The 22677-nt window shown below is 54.0% G+C and carries 21 protein-coding genes and 1 tRNA gene; 16 read left to right on the top strand and 6 right to left on the bottom strand.

Features of this window, described 5'->3' with window-relative positions; translation table 11 throughout:
• Nucleotides 1-10: 10 nt before the first annotated feature.
• Together RAC90_RS12925 and rsmC are read right to left on the bottom strand one after the other, a co-directional pair.
• Nucleotides 11-97: transfer RNA gene (locus RAC90_RS12925), tRNA-Leu, on the bottom strand.
• 159 nt (nucleotides 98-256) lie between these two features.
• The gene (gene rsmC, locus RAC90_RS12920; protein WP_039338798.1) at nucleotides 257-1288 is read right to left on the bottom strand and encodes a 16S rRNA (guanine(1207)-N(2))-methyltransferase RsmC; all 1032 of its coding nucleotides are present in this window, start codon (nucleotides 1286-1288) and stop codon (nucleotides 257-259) included.
• A 105-nt stretch (nucleotides 1289-1393) separates the two neighbouring features.
• Here rsmC and RAC90_RS12915 point away from each other — a divergent pair, with 105 nt between their 5' ends.
• From RAC90_RS12915 to yjjG, 3 genes are read left to right on the top strand one after another with little or no spacing between them, the layout of a single operon-like run.
• Complete coding sequence (locus tag RAC90_RS12915) at nucleotides 1394-1804, top strand: DNA polymerase III subunit psi (RefSeq protein ID WP_006121833.1); 411 nt, start codon at nucleotides 1394-1396, stop codon at nucleotides 1802-1804.
• A complete protein-coding gene (rimI, locus tag RAC90_RS12910) occupies nucleotides 1776-2216 on the top strand; it encodes a ribosomal protein S18-alanine N-acetyltransferase (RefSeq protein ID WP_205955954.1) in 441 nt (146 codons plus the stop codon). The genes RAC90_RS12915 and rimI overlap by 29 nt, the downstream gene beginning before the upstream one ends.
• 19 nt (nucleotides 2217-2235) lie before the next feature.
• Entirely contained in the window at nucleotides 2236-2916 is a 681-nt protein-coding gene (gene yjjG, locus RAC90_RS12905) for a pyrimidine 5'-nucleotidase (RefSeq protein WP_006121835.1), read from the top strand.
• Between the two features lie 114 nt (nucleotides 2917-3030).
• Here the strand turns inward: yjjG and RAC90_RS12900 are convergent, their stop codons facing one another.
• Entirely contained in the window at nucleotides 3031-3699 is a 669-nt protein-coding gene (locus RAC90_RS12900) for a YtjB family periplasmic protein (RefSeq protein ID WP_033740187.1), read from the bottom strand.
• 107 nt (nucleotides 3700-3806) lie between these two features.
• Here RAC90_RS12900 and serB point away from each other — a divergent pair, with 107 nt between their 5' ends.
• From serB to RAC90_RS12850, 10 genes are all read left to right on the top strand, one after another.
• Nucleotides 3807-4784 (top strand): phosphoserine phosphatase, encoded by a 978-nt coding sequence (serB, locus tag RAC90_RS12895; RefSeq protein ID WP_033740188.1) that lies wholly within the window; start codon nucleotides 3807-3809, stop codon nucleotides 4782-4784.
• Nucleotides 4785-4797: 13 nt separating this feature from the next.
• A complete protein-coding gene (gene radA / locus RAC90_RS12890) occupies nucleotides 4798-6180 on the top strand; it encodes a DNA repair protein RadA (protein ID WP_006121838.1) in 1383 nt (460 codons plus the stop codon).
• 92 nt (nucleotides 6181-6272) lie between these two features.
• The gene (gene nadR, locus RAC90_RS12885) at nucleotides 6273-7511 is read left to right on the top strand and encodes a multifunctional transcriptional regulator/nicotinamide-nucleotide adenylyltransferase/ribosylnicotinamide kinase NadR (protein ID WP_006121839.1); all 1239 of its coding nucleotides are present in this window, start codon (nucleotides 6273-6275) and stop codon (nucleotides 7509-7511) included.
• 322 nt (nucleotides 7512-7833) lie between these two features.
• Complete coding sequence (locus RAC90_RS12880; RefSeq protein WP_164482923.1) at nucleotides 7834-8751, top strand: winged helix-turn-helix domain-containing protein; 918 nt, start codon at nucleotides 7834-7836, stop codon at nucleotides 8749-8751.
• Nucleotides 8751-9200: a hypothetical protein gene (locus RAC90_RS12875; RefSeq protein WP_006121842.1), complete on the top strand. Its 450-nt coding sequence runs from the start codon at nucleotides 8751-8753 to the stop codon at nucleotides 9198-9200. Before RAC90_RS12880 ends, RAC90_RS12875 begins: the two co-directional genes overlap by 1 nt.
• Before the next feature lie 244 nt (nucleotides 9201-9444).
• Nucleotides 9445-9999, top strand: coding sequence for a fimbrial protein (locus RAC90_RS12870; RefSeq protein WP_375124411.1), 555 nt, complete (start codon nucleotides 9445-9447; stop codon nucleotides 9997-9999).
• Between the two features lie 39 nt (nucleotides 10000-10038).
• On the top strand, nucleotides 10039-10740 hold the full coding sequence (locus RAC90_RS12865) for a molecular chaperone (RefSeq protein WP_375124410.1): 702 nt from the start codon (nucleotides 10039-10041) through the stop codon (nucleotides 10738-10740).
• A complete protein-coding gene (locus RAC90_RS12860; RefSeq protein WP_375124409.1) occupies nucleotides 10737-13259 on the top strand; it encodes a fimbria/pilus outer membrane usher protein in 2523 nt (840 codons plus the stop codon). The genes RAC90_RS12865 and RAC90_RS12860 overlap by 4 nt, the downstream gene beginning before the upstream one ends.
• A gap of 14 nt (nucleotides 13260-13273) precedes the next feature.
• Nucleotides 13274-14557, top strand: a complete 1284-nt coding sequence (locus RAC90_RS12855) for a fimbrial protein (protein WP_375124408.1) — start codon at nucleotides 13274-13276, stop codon at nucleotides 14555-14557.
• A gap of 1 nt (nucleotide 14558) precedes the next feature.
• Nucleotides 14559-15314: a molecular chaperone gene (locus RAC90_RS12850; protein ID WP_054634529.1), complete on the top strand. Its 756-nt coding sequence runs from the start codon at nucleotides 14559-14561 to the stop codon at nucleotides 15312-15314.
• 43 nt (nucleotides 15315-15357) lie between these two features.
• On the opposite strand, the gene RAC90_RS12845 is transcribed toward RAC90_RS12850, so the two are convergent.
• Entirely contained in the window at nucleotides 15358-16359 is a 1002-nt protein-coding gene (locus RAC90_RS12845; protein ID WP_054634528.1) for a zinc-binding alcohol dehydrogenase family protein, read from the bottom strand.
• Nucleotides 16360-16455: 96 nt separating this feature from the next.
• Here RAC90_RS12845 and RAC90_RS12840 point away from each other — a divergent pair, with 96 nt between their 5' ends.
• Both RAC90_RS12840 and RAC90_RS12835 read left to right on the top strand, forming a co-directional pair.
• Nucleotides 16456-17352: a LysR family transcriptional regulator gene (locus RAC90_RS12840; protein WP_375124407.1), complete on the top strand. Its 897-nt coding sequence runs from the start codon at nucleotides 16456-16458 to the stop codon at nucleotides 17350-17352.
• 104 nt (nucleotides 17353-17456) lie between these two features.
• The gene (locus RAC90_RS12835; protein WP_375124406.1) at nucleotides 17457-17765 is read left to right on the top strand and encodes a type II restriction endonuclease; all 309 of its coding nucleotides are present in this window, start codon (nucleotides 17457-17459) and stop codon (nucleotides 17763-17765) included.
• 110 nt (nucleotides 17766-17875) lie between these two features.
• Here RAC90_RS12835 and ettA read toward each other — a convergent pair whose 3' ends face one another.
• Together ettA and deoR are read right to left on the bottom strand one after the other, a co-directional pair.
• Complete coding sequence (ettA, locus tag RAC90_RS12830) at nucleotides 17876-19543, bottom strand: energy-dependent translational throttle protein EttA (protein ID WP_006118292.1); 1668 nt, start codon at nucleotides 19541-19543, stop codon at nucleotides 17876-17878.
• Nucleotides 19544-19740: 197 nt separating this feature from the next.
• Complete coding sequence (gene deoR, locus RAC90_RS12825) at nucleotides 19741-20505, bottom strand: DNA-binding transcriptional repressor DeoR (RefSeq protein WP_006118293.1); 765 nt, start codon at nucleotides 20503-20505, stop codon at nucleotides 19741-19743.
• Nucleotides 20506-21055: 550 nt separating this feature from the next.
• Here deoR and RAC90_RS12820 point away from each other — a divergent pair.
• The gene (locus RAC90_RS12820; protein WP_164482925.1) at nucleotides 21056-22642 is read left to right on the top strand and encodes a methyl-accepting chemotaxis protein; all 1587 of its coding nucleotides are present in this window, start codon (nucleotides 21056-21058) and stop codon (nucleotides 22640-22642) included.
• Nucleotides 22643-22677: the final 35 nt, after the last annotated feature.

The raw sequence follows: 22677 nt of genomic DNA, 5'->3' as shown, positions 1-22677 counted from the left end.
TCTGTGATTTTGGTGCGAAGAGAGGGACTTGAACCCTCACGTCCGTTAAGACACTAACACCTGAAGCTAGCGCGTCTACCAATTCCGCCACCTTCGCATACCCGTAATACGTTACCGTATTACAACCACGGAGGCGCATTTTAGAGATTTTACTCAATGCGTCAACACATATTTCGCCAGACGGAAACGATCGCTGCAAAAAGCAACGTTTTCAGCCTGGCAACACGCAAAAAGGGCGAAAAAGGCAGAAAAAAGATTAACGGGCTTTCGCACCGCGACCGTAAACGGCACGGTAAACTTTGAAGCGACCGGTCTGCGCCAGCACTTCATGATTGCCAAAGGTTTCGTCCAGCACCTGGGGATAAGGCAGGAAGGCATTCGCCACAATGCGCAGTTCTCCGCCGCTGTTAAGGTGCTTAACGGCACCACGAATCAGCGTTTGTGCTGCATCCAGGCTGGTCTGGGTGCCTTCATGAAACGGCGGGTTGGAGATAATCATGTCAAAGCGCCCGGTGACATCGGAAAAGACGTTACTGGCAAACACTTCGCCTTCCAGACCGTTAGCGGCCAGGGTGGCTTTGCTGGCCTCGATTGCGGCGGCATGGACATCGCATAACCACAGGCGCACTTTGGGCGAATGCGCCGGTAACGACGCCGCAATCACGCCTGCACCACAGCCGATATCCAGCACTTTGCCTTTGGTATGGGGCGTGAATGTTGAAAGCAGTAACGCGCTGCCGGCATCCAGGCCGTCGCGGCTGAAAACGCCAGGTAAGGTATGGATGGTCAGGTCATCCAACTGATAGCGGTTGCCAAAGGCCGAAGCATCAAAGGCGGGCTGCTTCTCCAGACGTCCGTGATAAAGACCGCAGCGCCGCGCACTGTCGATTTTTTCCAGGGTCACCCACTGCTCCAGCATGCCTTCTGCGCTGCGCACGCCGCTGCGGTTCTCACCGACGACAAACACATCACAGCCGACGGGCAGTAACGACAGCAGGTTCTGCAACTGAAACTGCACTTCAGGTTTGTTTTTGGTCCAGAAGTAAACCAGCGTATCGCAACCCTGCACATCGTCGGCCTGCGCAACCAGTCCATAACGCGCCTGGTCGCCCAGGCGGCGGCTCAGGTTTTGCCAGTGATGATATTGTTGGGTATGCACACGGGAAGCGGCGGTCTCCAGCTGTGCGGGCAGGTCATCCTGCAGGTCGCCAGCAAATAAAACGTGGCGGGTGGAAAATTCATCACTGTGGCGCAGAATGACTTCACTGGCCGGGGTAAAAGCAGACATGTCGGGCTCCTGTAAGATCTGAGCGGAGATTATAGTGGTTTGTTGGCGCATGTTCGATGGGTTTGCTAGCATAGCGTCGCATTCCGCGAGCAAAGCAGGTATACCATGACGTCCAGGCGCGACTGGCTTTTACAGCAAATGGGGATAACGCAGTATCAACTGCGCCGCCCGCGCGTGCTCCAGGGCGAAATCGCCGTGCGGCTTTTGCCGGATACCCAACTGATTATCGTGGCGGAAAATCCGCCCGGTTTGCAGGAGCCTTTCCTGCGTGATGTTCTGCACACGCTCGGTCTGAAACCCACGCAGGTCATGACCGTTACGCCGGATCAGCTGCAAATGCTGCCGGAAACGTTGAACTGTGCAGGGTGGTTGCTGGGCGTTGAGAGCGAGCAATCCTTTAACGGCGTGGCGTTATCGAGCGCCTCTTTCAATGAACTCCTGAGTAGCGGTGCCGCCCGGCGCGCGCTCTGGCAACAAATGTGTGAACATGACAGCCATTTCTTTTCTCACGCCTGACGCGATTCCCCAGGCTTTCGCGATTGAGTGCCGTAGCCATGCGTTTCCATGGCGCGAAGAGACCTTTATCAGCAACCAGGGCGAGCGGTTTCTCAACCTGCGGCTGGATGTCGAGGGCCAGATGGCCGCCTTTGCCATTACCCAGGTGGTGCTGGATGAAGCTTCGCTGTTTAATATCGCTGTCGATCCGGCGTATCAACGGCGCGGCTTCGGGCGGGCGCTGCTGCTGCATTTAATCGATCAACTGCTTGCACGCGATGTGATGACGCTGTGGCTGGAGGTGCGTGCGTCCAATGCACCGGCCATCGCGCTGTACGAACAGCTGGATTTCAACCAGGTCAGCCGCCGTCCCAACTATTACCCTTGCGCCAGTGGCCGTGAAGATGCCCTGATCATGGCGCTGACGCTGTAGCCGCTTGTAAGGAATGTCGATGTTAGATAACTGGGATTGCATTCTGTTTGATGCAGATGACACGCTGTTTCACTTTGATTCGTATGCCGGCCTGCAACGCCTGTTTGCCGGGTACGATGTCCGGTTTACCGACCAGGATTTTGCAGATTACCAGGCGGTCAACAAGCCGTTATGGGTGGAATACCAGAATGGCCAGTTATCCGCACTGGAGCTTCAGACTCGCCGCTTTGCCGGCTGGGGGCAAAAACTGAGCGTGGCGCCGGCCATTCTTAACGATGGCTTTCTGTCAGCGATGGCGGAAATTTGCCTGCCGCTGGAGGGCGCAGACAGCCTGATGACGCTGCTACACGGCCGCGTCAAAATGGGCATCATTACCAACGGCTTTACCGCCCTGCAGCAGCGCCGTCTGGAGCGTACCGGCTTTCTTGATTACTTCTCTGCGCTGGTGGTGTCAGAAGAAGTGGGCGTGCCTAAGCCTGACGCCAGAATCTTTGACTATGCGCTCGCGCAGCTGGGAAACCCACCGCGCGATCGGGTGCTGATGGTCGGCGATACGCCGGAATCCGATATCCTTGGCGGCATGAATGCCGGTATTAAAACCTGTTGGGTTGACCATGGGACGCGCCCCTTGCCTGACGCAATTAAACCCGACTGGCGGGTGAACACGTTATCAGAGCTGGAAGCGCTGCTCAGAGGCTGACTCTCGCCCGAAGTGCAACGTCAGTAAGGCCCCGTGAAACGGGCCTTTTACATTGGGCTAAGCGTTAAGCAAGGCAGGAGAGGGCTGTCAGACGTTGACCTGTAAACCCTTCCGTCACGCGGAGGGTTTCGCGGCGTCGTCTTTTTTCTCGTCCTCTTCGTCATCCTCTTTCACAGGCGTACTGGCCGTGAGCAGAAACGGAGACTGCTGCCAGCGCGTGCGACGGTCGCGCAGTAACGTGCGACTCAGGATGATGCCAATGGCCAGCGCCAGCAGCATCATCAGGCGCAGAATATTGGTGGTGTTATCCACCTGGCGTGATTCGGTGACCAGCACGTGCGTATCCAGCGTAACGCGCAGAAAGCCAGCAGGGCCATTGCTGCCGCTGAGCGGCTGGACAATTTGATGATTAAAGTAACTGCCCGCGCGCTTGCCATCCAGCGCCAGCCGATCGCGCACGTTGATATTTTCGCCGCTGTGCGCCACCAGGCTGCCATCGCCTGCATAGACGGACGCATCCAGAATACGGCTGTTGTCGGTCATCTGACTGATGATGGCCTCAATCTGGCTACGATTGTCTTCGCTGTTATCCATCAAGGGTTTCAGACTGAAAGCCACTTGCCGGGTCAGCGTCTGGGCCAGCTCTTCTGCCTGTTCAGAACGGGCCATTTGATGGCCAAGGCTAAACCAGGATGCGCCTTGCATAAGCACCACTAACAGCGCCAGTGAAATCAAAACAATCACCGTGCGATGTAAGCGAAATTTCAGTGCGGTTTTAGCCATTAATTATCCGAATCACGTGACGACAGAAAGCCTGGATATTATGTTGCCAGAAGCAGCGCAGACAAGGTAGCCTCTTGCGTGGTTTTGTTGTTCCTACAGGAGCCCTGATGTCAAATCATCTTACCTGGTGCGATCTGCCTGCTGATGTCTCTCTCTGGCCGGGGTTGCCCCTTTCACTGAGCGGTGATGAAGTCATGCCGCTGGATTACCGTGCTGGCCGAACCGGCTGGTTACTCTATGGCCGCGGTCTGGATAAACAGCGTCTGACCGATTACCAGCATCAGCTTGGGGCCGCCATGGTGATCGTCAGCGCCTGGAACGTCGACGACTATCAGGTTATCCGCCTGGCGGGGTCCCTGACGCCGTTTGCCAGCAAACTGGCGCACGAGCTGGCGCTGGACGTAGCGCCGCTGGGGAAAATCCCCCACCTGAAAACGCCGGGCCTGCTGGTCATGGACATGGATTCCACCGCCATCCAAATCGAATGTATTGATGAGATAGCCAAACTGGCGGGCTGCGGCGAGCAGGTGGCAGAAGTCACCGAGCGGGCGATGCGCGGCGAGCTGGATTTTACCGCCAGCCTGCGCCAGCGCGTGGCGACGCTGAAAGGGGCGGATGCCAATATTCTTAAGCAGGTGCGCGACGAACTGCCCTTAATGCCGGGTCTGACCACGCTGACCAAAAAATTACAGGCGCTGGGCTGGCAGGTCGCGATTGCCTCAGGTGGCTTCACCTATTTTGCCGAGTTCCTGCGCGATAAGCTGCATCTGGCGGCAATAGCCGCTAATGAACTGGAAATCCGGGACGGAAAACTCACCGGCGAGGTGCTGGGTCCTGTCGTTGACGCACAGTACAAAGCAGAGACGTTGAAAAAGCTGGCGAAGCGTTTTGAGATTGCGCCAGAGCAGACCGTGGCGATCGGCGACGGTGCCAATGATTTGCTGATGATAAAAGCGTCGGCGCTGGGCATTGCTTACCATGCCAAACCGAAAGTCAATGAGCAAACCGCCGTCACGATTCGCCATGCCGATTTGATGGGCGTGTTTTGCATCCTGACCGGTAGCCTGATTCACGAAGAGCGTTAACTGAGGAGTTGTTTTGGCCAAAGCGGCAAAACGCGCATTTGTCTGTAACGAGTGCGGAGCAGATTATCCACGCTGGCAGGGGCAGTGCAGCGCCTGTCACGCCTGGAACACGATTACCGAGGTCCGTATTGCTGCCTCACCGGCGGCGGCGCGCAATGAGCGCCTCAGCGGTTATGCAGGCAATGCCGGAACCAGTCGGGTGCAAAAGCTGTCCGAAATCAGTCTGGAAGCCTTGCCCCGTTTTTCGACCAGTTTTAAAGAGTTTGACCGCGTACTGGGTGGCGGTGTGGTACCGGGCAGTGCCATTCTGATTGGCGGTAACCCCGGCGCCGGGAAATCGACGCTGCTGTTGCAGGTGATGTGCCGTTTAGCCGAGAGCATGAAAACCCTCTACGTCACCGGGGAGGAGTCATTACAGCAGGTCGCTATGCGCGCCCATCGTCTGGGATTGCCGAGTGACAATCTGAACATGCTGTCGGAAACCAGCATTGAACAGATCTGCCTGATTGCGGAGCAGGAGCAGCCGCAAATCATGGTGATCGACTCGATTCAGGTGATGCACATGGCGGATATCCAGTCGTCGCCGGGCAGCGTGGCGCAGGTGCGTGAAACGGCCGCCTATCTGACGCGTTTCGCTAAAACCCGTGGCGTGGCAATTATCATGGTAGGCCATGTGACCAAAGACGGATCGCTGGCCGGGCCAAAAGTTCTGGAGCACTGCATTGACTGCTCCGTCCTGCTGGACGGCGATGCCGATTCCCGCTTCCGGACGTTACGTAGCCATAAAAACCGCTTTGGTGCCGTCAATGAACTTGGCGTATTTGCCATGACCGAGCAGGGCATGCGTGAGGTGAGCAACCCATCCGCCATTTTCCTGTCGCGTGGTGAAGAGATCACGTCCGGCAGTTCGGTCATGGTGTTATGGGAAGGCACCCGTCCTTTACTGGTGGAGATTCAGGCGCTGGTGGATCATTCGATGATGGGCAATCCGCGTCGGGTTGCGGTCGGTCTGGAACAGAACCGCCTGGCCATTCTGCTGGCAGTGCTGCATCGTCATGGCGGTTTGCAAATGGCGGATCAGGATGTGTTCGTCAACGTGGTCGGCGGCGTGAAAGTCACGGAAACCAGTGCTGACCTGGCCCTGATGCTGTCGATGGTGTCCAGCCTGCGCGATCGCCCTTTGCCGCAGGATCTGGTTATCTTTGGCGAGGTCGGACTGGCCGGAGAGATTCGTCCGGTGCCCAGCGGACAGGAGCGCATTGCTGAAGCGGCTAAACATGGCTTTAAGCGGGCGATCGTGCCGGCGGGTAACGCACCGAAAAAGCCGATTGAGGGCATGCGCGTATACAGCGCGAAGAAGCTGGCGGATGCGTTGGCTATCCTTGATGATCTCTAAGCGAGTCCGTTTGTCCGGTGGCCGTATGGTCACCGGGCAGACGACAGGCTACGCTCTTCCCCTCGTTGAACATTGCTTGCAGGAGGCACCACATGTCGGCGTTTGATTATTTAAAAACGGCGATTCGCCAGCAGGGCCACACGCTTCAACAGGTGGCCGATGCCAGTGGCATGACCAAAGGGTATTTAAGCCAACTGCTTAACGCGAAAATTAAAAGCCCCAGCGCGCAAAAGCTGGAGGCACTGCACCGTTTTCTCGGCCTGGAATTCCCCCGTCGCGATAAAAAAATAGGGGTGATTTTTGGCAAGTTTTATCCGCTCCATACTGGCCATATCTATCTGATTCAGCGCGCCTGTAGTCAGGTCGATGAGCTGCATATCATCATGGGCTACGACGAGCCGCGCGATCTGAGCCTGTTTGAAAACAGCGCCATGTCGCAGCAGCCCACCGTCAGTGATCGTCTGCGCTGGTTACTGCAAACCTTTAAGTACCAGAAAAATATTCGCATTCACGCCTTCGATGAAGAGGGGATTGAGCCCTATCCTCATGGCTGGGATGTGTGGAGCGCAGGGGTAAAGATCTTTCTGGAAGAGCAGGGGATTGCGGCAGACTGCGTCTATACCAGTGAGGCACCAGATGCTGAGATGTATCAACAGCATCTGGGCATTCAAACCATACTGATCGATCCGAACCGATCGTTTATGAATATCAGCGGCGCGCAGATTCGTCAGGATCCTTTCCGCTTCTGGGATTACATCCCCACCGAAGTGAAGCCCTTCTTTGTGCGCACCGTGGCCATTCTGGGCGGTGAGTCGAGTGGGAAATCGATGCTGGTGAATAAGCTGGCGAACATCTTTAACACGTCCAGCGCCTGGGAATATGGCCGCGACTATGTCTTTTCACATCTGGGCGGCGATGAGATGGCGCTTCAGTATTCAGACTACGACAAGATCGCGCTGGGCCATGCACAGTACATCGATTTTGCGGTGAAATATGCCAATAAAGTGGCATTTATTGATACCGATTTCGTCACGACCCAGGCATTTTGTAAAAAGTATGAAGGCCGTGAGCATCCGTTTGTTCAGGCCATGATTGACGAGTATCGCTTCGATCTGGTGATCCTGCTGGAAAACAACGTACCCTGGGTAGCGGACGGGTTACGCAGCCTGGGCAGCTCTGTCGATCGCCGCGAGTTCCAGAGCATGTTGATAGCGATGTTAGGTGAAAACAACATCGACTTCGTTCATGTGCAGGAAGAAGATTATGACGCGCGCTTCCTGCGCTGTATTGAACTGGTGAAAGGTATGCTGGGCGAACAAAGCGCCCTTTGAGGTTTTTGCCTGCACGCCGGGGCGGTGAGGGGACACCCTGCCGCTCCTCACGTCCTGTTTTCTGCGCCTGTTATTTTCCCGCCTTTTTGATTACAAAAAATAATGCTTTGCGAAATACCGCGCCCTCCAAATAACGTACGTAACATACACAAACAAAATAAAGAATTTTGAATTCCTGAGTAACATTATTTCGTATTTAAAGTCTGAAATTATTTTATTTCTTCTGTTTGTTTATGTTAAATGTAAGTTCAATATTATTTACTGGCTTATATTAAGGGAGCATTCATAAGACAGAAATAAGGATATATCCGGATTTAATAATATGAAAAAGATAAGTATTGGTAATGAAGTGGTTTTTTATCCTGGGAAAAGGGAAATTGTTGGTAATAATCAGGTGCTGAAGCTGCATTCTTCAGTCTCATATTGTTTTGAATTGCTGATCGCGCGGCAGGGCGAAATTGTCGATCATGAGGCGTTTTATCAGTATGCCTGGCGACGGTTTGGGATGGAGGTCAGTGCCAATGCGTTATATCAAAGTATTTCGCTCATCAGAAAAGCGCTGTTGGCATGCAATATCCGTCAGGATGTGATCAGGACCATTCCACGCCGTGGCTTCATGCTGGCAAATGCGATTCTTATTGAGGAGTCGACAATTGCGCCTGCTGATGAGGACGCTGGGGCAGGAAAAAACGACCAGAAAGACGAACAGAATATTCCGCCCTTCGCTACGTCCGGTGAAGAGGCGAGTGCGTGCGATACAACGGAATCCGTTATTCAGGATGATGAGGATATTTCAGAAAACCTTATTAAGAACGCACCGTATTCTGAACCAGAATCTCAACAGCCCATCAGCCGTCCTGAGCCTGCTGAATTCACTGTCAGCAAAGGCGCTTATCGCTATGCTATTTCGACACGGCATCTTTTTATCACGGGACTGGCGGTGATGACGATACTGGTTTGTGGTTTTGCCATCATGACCTTTTCACTTCACCGCCACGAGATGATTTTTATTAAACGGTTTGATATGAATGGATGTGAAATATACGCCAATGAAAAAGCCGGTAATGGCCTGGTCGCGCGCATCGCCGTTGACAGTAAAGTCAGTTGTACAGAACGACGAAAGATTTATATCACGGCATTTACCAATGGTGAACGCATTTCGGTACTGCAATGTAAAAATGCACTCTCGTTTTTCGGCTCCCCCGACTGTATTTCGTATTATTATATAAGGAGTAAGTAGTGAAGTTAACCTTTCTGTTGGCTGTAATCGTGATGACAGCAGCAGGCATTGTCGTGTTTTTATTCAGACAGGATTCTGTCCATTGTATTGCAAACAGTAATTACATCAGAAATGGTGAGACATTTTCCGTCATCACCTCTCATGATATGCGAGAGGGGCACGGTGTTATCGCCATCACCGGCCGACTCACCGATCACGATAATAACGTTACTCGTCTGAGCAAAATTATCCGGTTTACTTATCAGCGCGAGGGCGATCTGTACCTTGCCCGGTCAACATTAATTGAATCGTCCCCGGATAATCAAATGTCCCAGCAGGAACAGCAAAAGTGGCTGCCGGCATTTTTTATTAACGTGGGGGCGACGTTTCCCTTTGTCATCAAAAGGACGGGTATTGACACCTGGACATTTTATTCGGGCCCTGTTCCGCTTTATCTTTGCGAAAAATAATGCCGTAAACGTGGCGATTTTTATCGCCGCAGGGGGATTCCTGGCCTGTTGTTACCTTATGGACTATCTCATTTCAGCAACACTGTCCTAACACCATCCTATTGAATTTAAATATATTTATATTTGATGGTGTCTTTCTTCACAAAAGCTCAGAACACTTCACACACAGTTTTCCCACCGTGCCCCTTATGATCCTCGTCGCCAATGCGCATCTTTACTTACCAAAATCATAAGAGGGAATCCAATGAAAGCCAGCTCTTTATCACGCTGCATGACACTTTTTTTGTGTGGTGCGGGTTTTATTTCTTTTAATGCTTTTTCTGCGTCAGAAAATACGATTCGCTTTCAGGGCGAGGTAAATGCACAAACCTGTAGCGTTAATGTTAATGATGCAACCGGCAGCCCGATTATTCTGCTGCCGACCGTTTCAACGGCCGCGCTGAGTTCGGCAAAATCAACCGCCGGAAAAACGCCATTTACGATTAACTTAACCGGTTGTGTCGCACCGGCTTCCGGAACAACACAGGCAATAACTATTAATCTGGTTGGCAATAATATTTCGTCCACCGGCGATTTACTCAATACCGGAACGGCCAACAATGTGGCGTTGCGTTTGCTGGACAGTAGTGACAAAACGATCGATTTGTCGGGTGGAACGGCAACAGTTTCCGGAATGAAGCTGGAAAGTGGAAGCACCAGCGCATCCCAGGATTTCTCGGTCGAATATTACAGCGACTCTGGAAATGCGGCCGCCGGTACGGTTTTAAGTAGTGTGCAATATTCTGTCAGCTATCCCTAATCATCAGGCCCCCTTATTTTAAGGGGGCAGGAGAACCCTGTGTTGAAGTCTCTTCTTCTTCTTCTCTTTCTGGCCTTTTCAGCCATGTTTTGTCAGGCAAGCGTTGTATTAAATGGCACGCGTGTCATTGTAGACGGTGCGAAAAAAGAAAAAACGCTTCAGTTTACGAATACTGGCGATCAGCCAGCGCTGATTCAGATTCAGGCGATCAATCTCAATAATCATTCTGTCCCGCCTTTTGTGGCGTTGCCGCAAATATTCAGGATTGCTCCTGAGGCCGGCCAAACGGTAAAGCTCAACGTGACGGAGAATAATCTTCCTCAGGACAGAGAGTCACTGTTTTATATGGATTACACTGAGATTCCCTCGTTAAAAAAAGGGCTGGAGGATAAGAATAAACTCTATTTGATTATTAAGAACAGAGTAAAGGTTATCGTTCGCCCAAAGGGCCTGAATTTTTCCATGGATAACCTGAAGAATGCGCTCTCATACCATATTCAGGGACATGACATCGTCTTCCGCAATGCCTCGCCCTTTTACGCCAATATTCGATCTTTTGCATTGGTCAAAGGGAATAACACCGTCCTTTGGGACGATGCTGTCACGCTGGCGCCGTTTAGTGAACAGCACATCACGTTGCAAAACCGCTCAGCGCTCTCGGGATACGCGCTTAATGCCATCCTGATAAATGATTTCGGTGCCGACGAAAAAATCAACGTGAACGAAAAATCGCAGAAATGAATAGAGTCTCATTATTCTTATTGTTCGCTTTGAGTCTGCTTTTCCTCAGGGGCGGTCAGGCGGCTGAAGGTCAGGATGACTATCTGTTTGATCCTGCCTTAGTGCGCGAAATGCTGCCTGGACAGATTGCGATGCCTGACAGTGTGCAGGACGCCTGGTTCCAGCCCGGCCGCTATGATGTCGATCTTTATCTCAACGGTAAGTTTCAACGGTCCACGTCGGTTGATATCGTTCGCGCGGGCAGAGCGCTTTCGGTATGCCTGCCGTTGTCCTTTTATCAGGCCTTTGGCGTCAAGGCCCACTATCTCACTGCGCTCAAGGCGAAAGACTGTGCCAGACCCGATGCGCTTTTGAAGGGCGCGTCAGTTAACGTGAATACGGGCAGCCTGCGTGTAGACGTTACCGTCCCACAGGCGATGCGGGTTCAGCGGCCCGTCGGCTATATCGCGCCCGAAAACCTGACGGCGGGCACGACCATGGGGTTCGTGAATTACAACCTGAACCAGTTCTATTCCGATTATAAAAATGCGCAGCGTTTCGAATCCACGTATCTGGGTATTAACAGTGGCATCAATGTCGGCATGTGGCGTTTTCGTCAACAGGGAAACTTTACGCATGACGAGGTCGGCAATCGCTGGCAAAGCGCCAGGGCCTGGGTACAACGTGCGCTGCCGTCATTACGAAGTGAGGCGGGCATAGGCGAGCTTTTCAGTAACGGCGATCTGTTTACGGCGGTCAGTTTCAACGGGGTCAGTCTGGACTCTGATGACCGTATGTTGCCGGATTCTGTTCGGGGTTATGCACCGCTGGTGCGCGGCGTGGCAAACAGCAATGCCCGCGTGACGGTCTGGCAGGGCAAGCAACGGATATATCAGACAACCGTGCCGCCAGGGCCGTTTACGATCAATGACCTGAGCCCGGTGAGCTATGGCGGCGATCTCAGCGTGGAGGTTCAGGAGTCTGACGGCAGCCTGCATCGTTTTAGCGTGCCGTATGCGGTCTTACCGCAGTCGCTGCGTCCAGGCCGGACAGACTACAACTTTGCCGCCGGTAAAGTCAGGGATTACAGCAAAGCCAACACCTTTACTGAGTTAACCGTCAGGCACGGCCTGAGCAATGCCATTACGCTGAACGGCGGCGTCAGGCTGGGCGAACGCTATCATGCCGTGCTGGCTGGCGGCGTCTGGGCTTCAGACATAGGGGCCGTGGGATTTAACAGCGCGTATTCCAGCGCGGTTCTGAACGGCGGTGAGTCGACCCAGGGATGGCGTTACGCACTGAGTTACAGCCGAACCTTTCAGCCCACGAATACCACTCTGACGTTTGCGGGCTACCAGTATTCCACCCAGGGTTACCGCGATCTCAACGACGTGATTGCACTGAATAATGCGGAAACACCGGGCCGCAACAGTATTACCAGCGAATATATGCAGCGTACCCGCCTGCAGATGACCCTGAATCAGACGCTGGGGCAGTGGGGCAACATCTATCTCTCCGGCTCGAAGCAAAATTACTATGACGGTCGCTCGCGGACGACACAGTTTCAGGTCGGTTATGGCACGGTGCTGCCCAAAAACATCGCACTGAATATTTCCCTGTCCCGCCAGTATTCGCGTAGAGCCTATGCCACCGATCCGCGCAGAGCTGTCATGGCTCAGTACGCAGACGAGACGTTTTATAAAGATACCCAGTTACAGGTCAGCGTCTCTGTGCCGCTGGGCACGGACGCCACTTCACCTTACCTGGCTCTGGGGGGATCCCGTGGAAGCCAGAACGGCAGTAATTACACAGCGTCGCTCAGCGGGCTGAGTGGTGAGAGCGGCACCAGCTACAGCCTGAATGTGAATCGCGATCAGCAGCAGCGTGACACGACAGTAAGCGGCAGCCTGGGCAAAACCTTTTCTGAGGCCAGCGTGACCGGTACTGCCTCGACCTCTTCACGGTTTAATCAGATGTCCGTTAACGCCATGGGGGCGGCGGTGATCCACAGCGGTGGTGTGACGTTAGGCCATTATCTGGGCGATACCTTCGCCCTCGTCGAGGCGAAAGGGGCCAGGGGCGCACGGATCCTGAACAGCCAGGGCAGTGAAATCGATCGCTTTGGCTATGCGCTGGTCCCTTCGCTCAACCCGTATCACTACAACACCATTACGCTGGGTGCCAGCGGCAGCGACGGTCATGTGGAAATTCAGGACAGCGAAAAAAGTGTCGCGCCTTATGCCGGTGCGATGGTGAAGGTGTCGTTCAGAACCTTACGCGGTTATCCCCTGATGCTGAAAACCCGCACAAATCGCGATGCTATGGTGCCTGTGGGCGCGGATCTGCTGGATGAGACGGGCAAGCGCGTGGGCACGTTTGGCCAGGGCGGCAATGCCTGGTTACGTGTGGCGAAAACCCAGGGCCGACTGAAAGCCGTCTGGGGTGACGATGCGCAATCGTCCTGCGTGATGGATTACCACATTCCTCAACCTGAACCTGACGCGGTGATGACCTACGCGGATGCCGTCTGTCGTTTTTAGATTCTAAGGTGTTAATGATGAAACGCGTTTTAGCGGTAATGACATTCTTTTTTTTGACAGCATGGCTCCCGGCTTACGCGACCTGTACCCGGGTCAACCCGGTCGATCAGGGCTGTGATGCCTGCGGTGCGCCCCTGAATTTCGGCAATATCGGGTTAATGAATCTTCGCTATCAGCCCGCCGGCACCGTGCTGGCCCGTTCGGTGTTCCGGGTGGTGCCGTCTGTTGCTAACAACAATCCCGATCGCGTGTTGTACGAGTGTGACCTTGCTGATAAAGACCAACTATTTGAAGTCTTCGCCACTAACGGTGACAGCAACGTTGGCGGTGCCTGGGACATGGGGGACAACTATTTCCAGACCTATTTTCCTTTTACTGCATTAAAGCTGGTTCACGTGCGCAGTGGTAAGCCTTTTACCCGTATCTGGCAAAAAGTGCCGCTCACGCAGTATGAGATAGACGGGAACAAAATCAAGATCAGGGGGCGCGATTTCAGCCCCATCAGCGCGGAGCTCATTCGTACCGACAGAAACAACCGCACGCCGGGTTACGCGTCGTGGGGCTGCCTCTGGGCGGCGGCCGATAATTACACTGGCGCATACAGTTGCAACCAGCCCAATGGCTATGTGGTGTTTATGGGGCCGGGGATGAATGTGCCCGAAGCGGGTCAGGACAGCTGGAACCATTTTGAAACCTGGGGAACCGGACGTTACATGGCCTTTGGGATGAACACCGCGCCGGTCGCCACTCTGACGCAAAATATGACCCAGGGCTGCCGGGTGGAGAATTATACCGCAAACGTCCTTTTCCCCGGCATCAGCATCAATGCGCTCAATGAGGGCCAGGCGGTGACGGCGCCGCTCAGCATTACGCTGGCCTGTGCGAACGGAACCGAAAACCTCTCTGGCGTTCAGTCGGGTCAGCTGTCTCTGGGGTTTCAACCGAGCTACGCCGCGTGGCTGCAGGCGCAGCAGTTGGGACTGACGACGGGAGACGGTCTTTCGCGCTACCTGGTGTCCGATCATTACGACAGTTTACCGTCGCTGGCGAAAGGCGTGGGCATTGAGCTGGAAACGTCAGGTGGTCAGCCCGTCTCCTTTTTAAGCTGGAGCAGCTTCAGCGGGAGTGCGGGCTGGCGACCGGTGCTGGAGGACGCGCAGGTGATCAGCGGCAGCCAGCAGAATGACGAGAAACTGTATCAGCGTACTTTCAACGCCCGTCTTGCAAAGCTCCCGGGTAAAACGGTGACGGCGGGCCATGTTGATGCAACCGCATCTATCCTCATTCGGCTGCAATAAGATGAAAACGTTTCTTTGGTTATGTATGTGTATCGTGATTAACGCCCAGGCCGCGGTAATTCCGCAGCAAAGCCGACTGATCTTCCATCCCGGCGAGGTGCAAACCCCGTTACTGCTGGTTAACAGCGGCGACGCACCCGTGCTGATCCAGACCTGGATCGACAGCGGCGCACCGGAAAAATCGCCGGGCAGTAAAGCCTTTCCTTTTGTCGCGCTTCCCGGCGTTTTTACGCTGAACAAAGATGAAAAAAAACAGATTACCGTTTTACGCACTGAGCTGGCCGCAACGCTGCCACAGGATCGGGAATCCCTTTACTGGCTCAATCTGTACGAAATCAGCGCCGTAAAAAAAGGAACGATACAGCCGGGCAGCGATAAGATCAGCATGGCGCTGAATACCCAACTTAAAGTGATCAACAGACCGTTTAAGAAGGCGATACCGTTTACGGCACGGGTGAACGCCGTCACCTTTCAGGTCAGGAAAATGCAGGGGCAGGTTTTCATTCGTGCCATCAACCGTAGCGGCTACTTTTTCACGCCGGGCAAAATGACCGTGCGGGCAGGCGGAAAAGGCTACACCGTTTATCTGGACGGGGATAAAACGCTCGCGCCTTTTTCCAGTAAAGAGTATCCCGTGATGGGAAACGCGCCGCCTTCCGCGGCGAGCCAGATCCTTGTTGATTACACGGCGCTGGACGATGAGGGGAACCCGCAGGCTTTTACCGCGCCTGTGGCTCCCTCCGAGGAAGCCCCGTGAAACGGGGCGAGCGGATGCCGCACGGACCGGCATCCGCAGGTGATCAGTAAACCATGACCACTTTGCCGCGCATATGGCCTTCCAGTACACGCTGGTGGGCCGCTTCCAGGGTTTCCACACTTAACCCGTGCAGGGTTTCACTCAGGGTGGTTTGCAGCTTTCCGTCATCTAACAGGCGGGCAACGCTATTCAGAATCTCACCCTGTTGCGCCATATCCGGCGTGGTGAACATGCTGCGAGTGTACATAAACTCAAAGTGCAGCGAGGCGCTCTTAAGCTTCAGTTGATCCATTGACAGCGGATGTTCGTTCTCGACGATGGTGCAGATATGACCCTGGGGCGCGATGAGCTGACTCATGGTTTCCCAGTGGCCGTCAGTGTCGTTAAGGCAGAAAATGTAGTCGACCTGCTTAATGCCGTGCTTTTCCAGCTCAGCGGGCATGTCTTTATAGTTGATCACCAGGTCGGCCCCGCGATCGCGGCACCACTGGGCAGAGTCTTCCCGTGACGCGGTGGCAATCACTTTCGCCTTACTGCGCATTTTCGCCAGCGGAATCGCCAGAGAGCCTACACCGCCTGCGCCGCCGACGATCAACAGCGTTTGATCGTCACGCGCGGCTGCCATATCCAGTCGCTCGAACAAACCTTCCCAGGCGGTAAGCGCCGTTAAAGGAATCGCCGCAGAGGCCGCCCAGTCGAGCGTTTTCGGCTTATGGCCAGTGATACGGGAATCGACTAACTGTTCGGTGCTGTTACTGCCTGGGCGGGTAATATCGCCCGCATAGTACACTTCATCCCCGGGCTTGAAGCCAGTGACTTTGCTGCCGGTTTCCAGCACCACGCCGCTGGCATCCCAGCCGAGGATACGCGGCGCCTGCAAACCATTTTTGATCGCGCCTTTATGCACCTTGGTATCCACCGGGTTGACCGAGGCGGCTTTTACCTGGACTCGCAGGTCATACTCGCCGGGCACAGGCGTTTCCGGGAAAATTTCGGTGAAGTTTTTTGGGTTTTCGGGATCAACAGCAATCGCGCGGACAGACATGATTTATTCTCCTGTAGTGTTTCTTCAAGTGTAGAACCCCACCGTCAGGCTGATAAGATGGACAATAGTTATTAGAGTGTTCGTCTGAGGTGAACAATGGCGTTTCGTGAGTGGCAGGATATGGCGCTGTTTGCGCTGGTGGCGGAGTGCGGCAGCTTTACTGCTGCGGCAGAGCGGGCAGGTTTGCCCAAATCCAGCGTCAGTCAACGTATCAGCCAGCTTGAGCAGCGGCTGGGCATCCGGCTGTTAAACCGGACGACGCGCCAGCTTAACCTGACCTTTGCCGGGGAGCGTTATCTGCTGCACTGTCAGGAGATGATGCAGGCCAGCGAACGCGCCGAACAGGCGATTGCCAACCTGCGGGAAAATCCCAGCGGTCGCCTGCGCATCACCAGCCCGGCAGGCATTGGGGCAACCCTACTGGCGCGCTGTAACGCCGCGTTTTTACGGCGTTATCCTGATGTCACGCTGGACATTTCCGTTTCAGACGAGATTCGCGACCTGGTACAGGATGGCTTTGATCTTGCCTTACGCACCGGCCAGCCACAGGAATCGTCTCTGATTGGGCGACGTGTCGGGTACTGCGAGCGATTGCTGGTGGCCTCGCAGACTTATCTCGATCAGCATCCGCCGGTTACTCATCCGCAGCAGCTGGCTGAACATCGCTGTATCGCGCACCGCGCCTGGAACGAGTGGGTGCTTAAACGCGACAGTCAGTATCATCGCTGGCTGCTGCCGCCCGCGCACCTGACCGACAATTTGCTCTATGCCCGCGAATCGGCGCTGGGGCATGCCGGCATTACGCTACTGCCGCGTTTCTTAACGGACGGGGAGATGCGCGATGCGCGCCTGGTGCAGGTGTTACCGGAATGGACGGTTGAGGGAAACGAGCTGTGGCTGGTCTATCCCAGTCGTAAACTGAATTCGCCCGCGCTGATGAAGTTTATTGAATTTGCGTTGCAGTCGCCGGTGTTTATGAATTTTTATAAATAGCTATAAAGGCGAGGTAAATTAATAATACCTATATGATCCGTTTAACAGAAAAAATAAGGAATTAATAAGAATATGATATTTTGAATCTGCACAAGGAGAATGTCATGGCAGCACAAAGTCTGACGGCAGCTTGTATTAAAACGTTATCTAAAAGTGAACTATATGATCAAAAAGAGCTTAATGGTGTCATGGCACTTAAAGCTTTGATGGGGGCAGAAAATAAAGAAATGATAGCGACTTTTTTTCTAAGGGGAAGTGAGCTGCAATGCCATGTGTCAGCTAAATGGTATGATGCAAGAGAGTCACATGCAACTCGTTCAGAATTCCGTTTATATTATGAAAATAACCCAGTCATTGAACAAGCAAAACCAGGGGATAATATTGTTATTGGTTTTGATAAAAAAATAACTTAACATGTATTTTATTTAAGACTAACAACGATGAACATCAAGGATACATCCACGAATGGACGCCGTTGTAATGCAAAATGAAAGAAAAGGGCGGCATTGCTGCCGCCCCTGAATCATTTGGCAATACGCTTGTACTTGATGCGCTTCGGCTCCAGCGCATCCGCGCCCAGCGTGCGTTTCTTGTACTCTTCGTATTCGGTAAAGTTACCTTCGAAGAACTCGATCTTCCCTTCATCCTGGTAGTCCAGAATGTGCGTCGCGATGCGGTCAAGGAACCAACGGTCATGCGAGATCACCATGGCACAGCCAGGGAATTCAAGCAGGGCGTTTTCCAGCGCGCGCAGGGTTTCAATGTCCAGGTCGTTGGTCGGTTCATCGAGCAGCAGCATGTTGCCGCCAACCTGCAGCAGTTTTGCCAGATGCAGACGGCCCCGCTCACCACCGGATAACTCACCGACGCGTTTGCCCTGATCGACGCCTTTAAAGTTAAAGCGTCCGACATAGGCGCGGCTTGGCATTTCCGTGTTGCCGATACGCATGATGTCCTGGCCGCCGGAGACTTCTTCCCACACGGTTTTGGCGTTATCCATGCTGTCACGGAACTGATCGACAGAGGCCAGCTTCACGGTTTCACCCAGCACGATCTCACCGGAATCCGGTTGTTCCTGACCGGACATCATGCGGAACAGCGTGGATTTACCGGCCCCGTTCGGACCGATGATGCCGACGATGGCACCTTTCGGTACCGAGAAGGACAGATCGTCAATCAGCACGCGATCACCGTAGGATTTACGCAGGTGGCTGACTTCCAGCACCTTATCACCCAGGCGAGCACCCGGCGGAATAAACAGTTCGTTGGTTTCGTTACGTTTCTGGTAGTCGGTATTGTTCAGCTCTTCAAAGCGTGCCAGACGGGCTTTGCCTTTAGACTGCTGGCCTTTTGGCCCTTTACGTACCCACTCCAGCTCTTTCTCGATAGATTTACGACGGGCCGCTTCAGTCGAGGCTTCCTGTGCCAGACGGGCATCTTTCTGCTCCAGCCATGAAGAGTAGTTACCTTCCCACGGAATCCCCTCACCACGGTCGAGTTCCAGGATCCAGCCGGCAACGTTATCCAGGAAGTAACGGTCGTGGGTAATCGCGACCACGGTGCCTTCGAAGTCATGCAGGAAGCGTTCCAGCCAGGCGACCGATTCGGCGTCCAGGTGGTTCGTCGGTTCGTCCAGCAGCAGCATGTCTGGCTTTTCCAGCAGCAGGCGGCACAGCGCAACACGGCGGCGTTCACCACCGGACAGGTTCGCGATTTTGGCGTCCCAGTCTGGCAGGCGCAGCGCATCGGCTGCACGTTCCAGCTGTGTGTTCAGGTTATGGCCGTCGTGGGCCTGAATGATCTCTTCCAGACGTCCCTGCTCAGCTGCCAGCTTGTCAAAATCCGCATCTTCTTCGGCGTAAAGCGCATAAACCTCATCAAGGCGTTTCAGCGCGCCAACCACTTCCGACAGCGCTTCTTCAACGGATTCACGCACGGTGTGCTCAAGGTTGAGCTGCGGTTCCTGCGGCAGGTAACCAATTTTGATACCGGGCTGTGGACGGGCTTCCCCTTCGATGTCTTTATCGATGCCTGCCATGATGCGCAGCAGCGTCGATTTACCGGCACCGTTCAGGCCGAGTACGCCAATTTTCGCACCGGGGAAGAAGCTGAGGGAGATGTTTTTCAGAATATGACGCTTTGGCGGTACCACTTTGCCAACGCGATGCATGCTATAGACGAATTGAGCCACGTTGTATTGAGCCTCTGGGTCTGTTTGTCGTTTGGATGATGTCGAAGTTTAGCCTTTTTCGCCGCCTAATCACAGCCGAGGGGACGGGATTATTCGATGGCGGCCGCGGGTTCAGAATAACTGTTTGATTTATGTCCGTTGTCAGACCGACACGGCACAGGGCTGCGCGCATCAGAATGCCGGTGGACAGACTGAAGTCAGGGCAGCCGCACGGGAATAGACTGTTGTGCTAACCACTGACTCAGCGTGGCATCTGGCGCGCTGTCGCTGACCAGCAGGTCGAAGCGTGAAAGTGCGCCAATGCGGGCCGGTAACACTTTCCCGTATTTGCTGCTGTCCGCCACCAGAACTCGCTGGCGCGCGCGCCGCATGGCGTGGTGTTTCATGGGCAGTTCATTAAGGTTATAACAGGTCGCGCCCTGATCGTGGCTGACGCCTGCCGCAGAAATAAAGGCCAGGTCAGGGCACAGGTCATCCAGAATGCACTGTCCGCCCACCGGCGTGAATAAGGCGTTATCCGCATGGAATTCACCGCCGCTCAGGATGACATGGCAGGCGGGCTTTTCTTTTAATGCCAGAAAAGTATTCATGGCACAGCAGATGGCGGTGAAGGGCAGGGCATCCGGAATGGCATCCACCACATAGGGCAAGGTCGTCCCGCAGTCGAAAAAGACGGTATCGTTCTCCCCGATCAGACCTGCCGCCGCCTGCGCCAGCTGCTGTTTGCGGGTGGCGTTTTGCCCGTGCTGATCGGAGACAAAATAGTGACCGGGTTGGCTTCTGGGATCGCTGACGATATAGCCGCCGAGCAGGACGACGCTGGATGTCGGTTCGCTCAGATCCCGACGAATCGTCATCTCTGAGACGTCCAGCAACCGGGCGGCATCCTTCAGGTGAAGTTTATCGGTGCGCTTCAGTGCCAGAGCGAGTTTGCGCAGACGTTCGTCGCGGCGGGTTTCCATTGTCATCTCTGAACCTGTATTCCTTGAGGAGGACGTCATATGTCTGTTACACCGCGAAGGTGGCCGGTAACGGGGGCGTTCAACTCGCCCGTTTTCACTTCGTGACCTTTGATAAAGGCAAAAAAGAAGGCGTTGCATGCTCGACGCATCCGTTTTTTATCTTACCTGCAAAGCGATTATCCCGTAAATCGCTGGCATGCCACCCGGGGAACCGTACTGTAACCTGCAATAAGCCGATGTGTGATGTTGAAATTTTAACAATGTCTTTGCGCGATATCGGACGGTTTGTACCGCAGCGCAATATGCCAGTGCGCAGGTCGCACCGGTAATGCCCGCTGAGCAACCTCCGTTACAGGTCAAAGCGCACAGGCTGTGAAAGCGCAAGGCAAGATATTATGGGTCAAAATGTCGCTATTTGGGGGCTTTCTGTCACAAAAGTGTCACGTTATTTCCTCATCCGGCTCCATAAAGGTTGCTACCCGCCAGGACGATAATCAATGTGACGAAAGTCACGTTTGTTCTCCTATTTATTCACCAGGTAACAGTTTTTATGAAGCTCAATCGATTTAAAATTGGTCAAAGACTCGGTTTTCTTGCCACGTTGCTGCTGCTTGCAACCCTGTTGATGGGGGTGAACGGATTACGTGTTAACGGACAGGCTTTAGAGAACAGTCAGGCCGTTATGGCAAAGGAGATGCTCATTGCAGAAAGTATTGATACTGCGCGCAGCGCGCAGGTGCAGTTCAAAATACAAGTGCAGGAGTGGAAGAATATTCTGCTGCGTGGAACACAAGGACAAAATACATTTGATAAATATAAAACGGCCTTTTTGAATGAAAGCCAGAAAACGCAGCAATTATTGACCCGGCTCAGTCAGATTCAGGCCATGCTGAACCTGCCAGTTGCCCCGGTTGAGCAGGCGCGCGCGGCGCATGCCGGGCTGGAACGCCAGTACCTGACGGCGCTGAACAGCTATGTTATCAACGACATCAGCAGCCCCGCGCGGGTCGATCATCAGGTAACGGGCATTGATCGTGCGCCCACCCAGCAAATCGATGCGCTGGTCACGTCGACCTTAGCGCGTGCGCAGGAAATGCATCGAGACATTGATGCGAGTAACCTTGCGCATTACCAACAAACGCGCCTGCTGTTGCTGATCGCAATGGGATGCATCCTGTTAGTGGGCGTGGGAATTACATGGTGGCTTATCCAGAGCATTACGCAACCGTTGAAACAGGCAATCACGATAGCCAAAACGGTAGCAGCGGGTGACCTGCGCGCCCGTATTAGCGTCAGCGGACATGATGAAACGGCACAATTGATGGCCGCACTGCGCGATATGAATACGAGCCTGACACGCATTGTGATCGGTGTTCGCGGTGGAACAGAGGCCATTGCGGCCACGACAGATCAGGTGGCACATGGCAGCCGTGAGCTTTCATCACGTAATGAAGCGCAAGCCAGTGCGCTGGAAGAAACGGCGGCGTCAATGGAACAACTGACCTCTGTTGTAAAAATCAATGCAGAAAATGCCCATCATGCCAGCATCATTGCACGTGATACGCGCCAGCGCGCCGATGATGGCGGTGAGGTGGTCGAAAAAGTGGTCATTGCCATGGAAGATATCCATCAGTTTTCACGCGAAATTAATGACATCGTTACGGTAATTGACGGCATTGCTTTCCAGACGAATATTTTGGCCCTTAACGCGGCGGTAGAAGCCGCCCGTGCTGGTAACGACGGACGCGGTTTTGCCGTTGTCGCTTCAGAGGTCCGTGCACTGGCGCAGCGTTCCGCTACGGCGGCCCGCGAGATTCGGGGACTCACGGATCGATCGGTGACGCTGGTTGCGCAAGGCAATTCACTTGTAAAAGGCGCGGGGGCATCCATGCAGGCGATCGTTGAGAGCGTAAAACAGCTGTGTACGCTCATGGAGAATATCTCTGCTGCCAGCGCTGAACAGAGTGCCGGTATTGAACAAGTCAATTTGGCGGTGACGCATATGGATGCCGCGACGCAGCAAAACGCAACCTTATCACAGCAGTCAGCCCAGTCCGCACGGGCATTAGACCAGCAGGTCAGCGCGCTGGTTGAGAACGTCAGTGTATTCAGGCTTGATGCCCAGACCGCAATGTAGAACCGTGCCGGGGCTGAGCCTTTGCATCCCGTCAT

Origin of the sequence: Pantoea sp. CS_6 (genome assembly GCF_041954745.1) — a bacterium.
GTDB lineage: Bacteria > Pseudomonadota > Gammaproteobacteria > Enterobacterales > Enterobacteriaceae > Pantoea > Pantoea stewartii.
The sequence above is the reverse complement of the archived record's forward strand: the minus strand, read 5'-3'. Positions and strand labels throughout refer to the sequence as shown.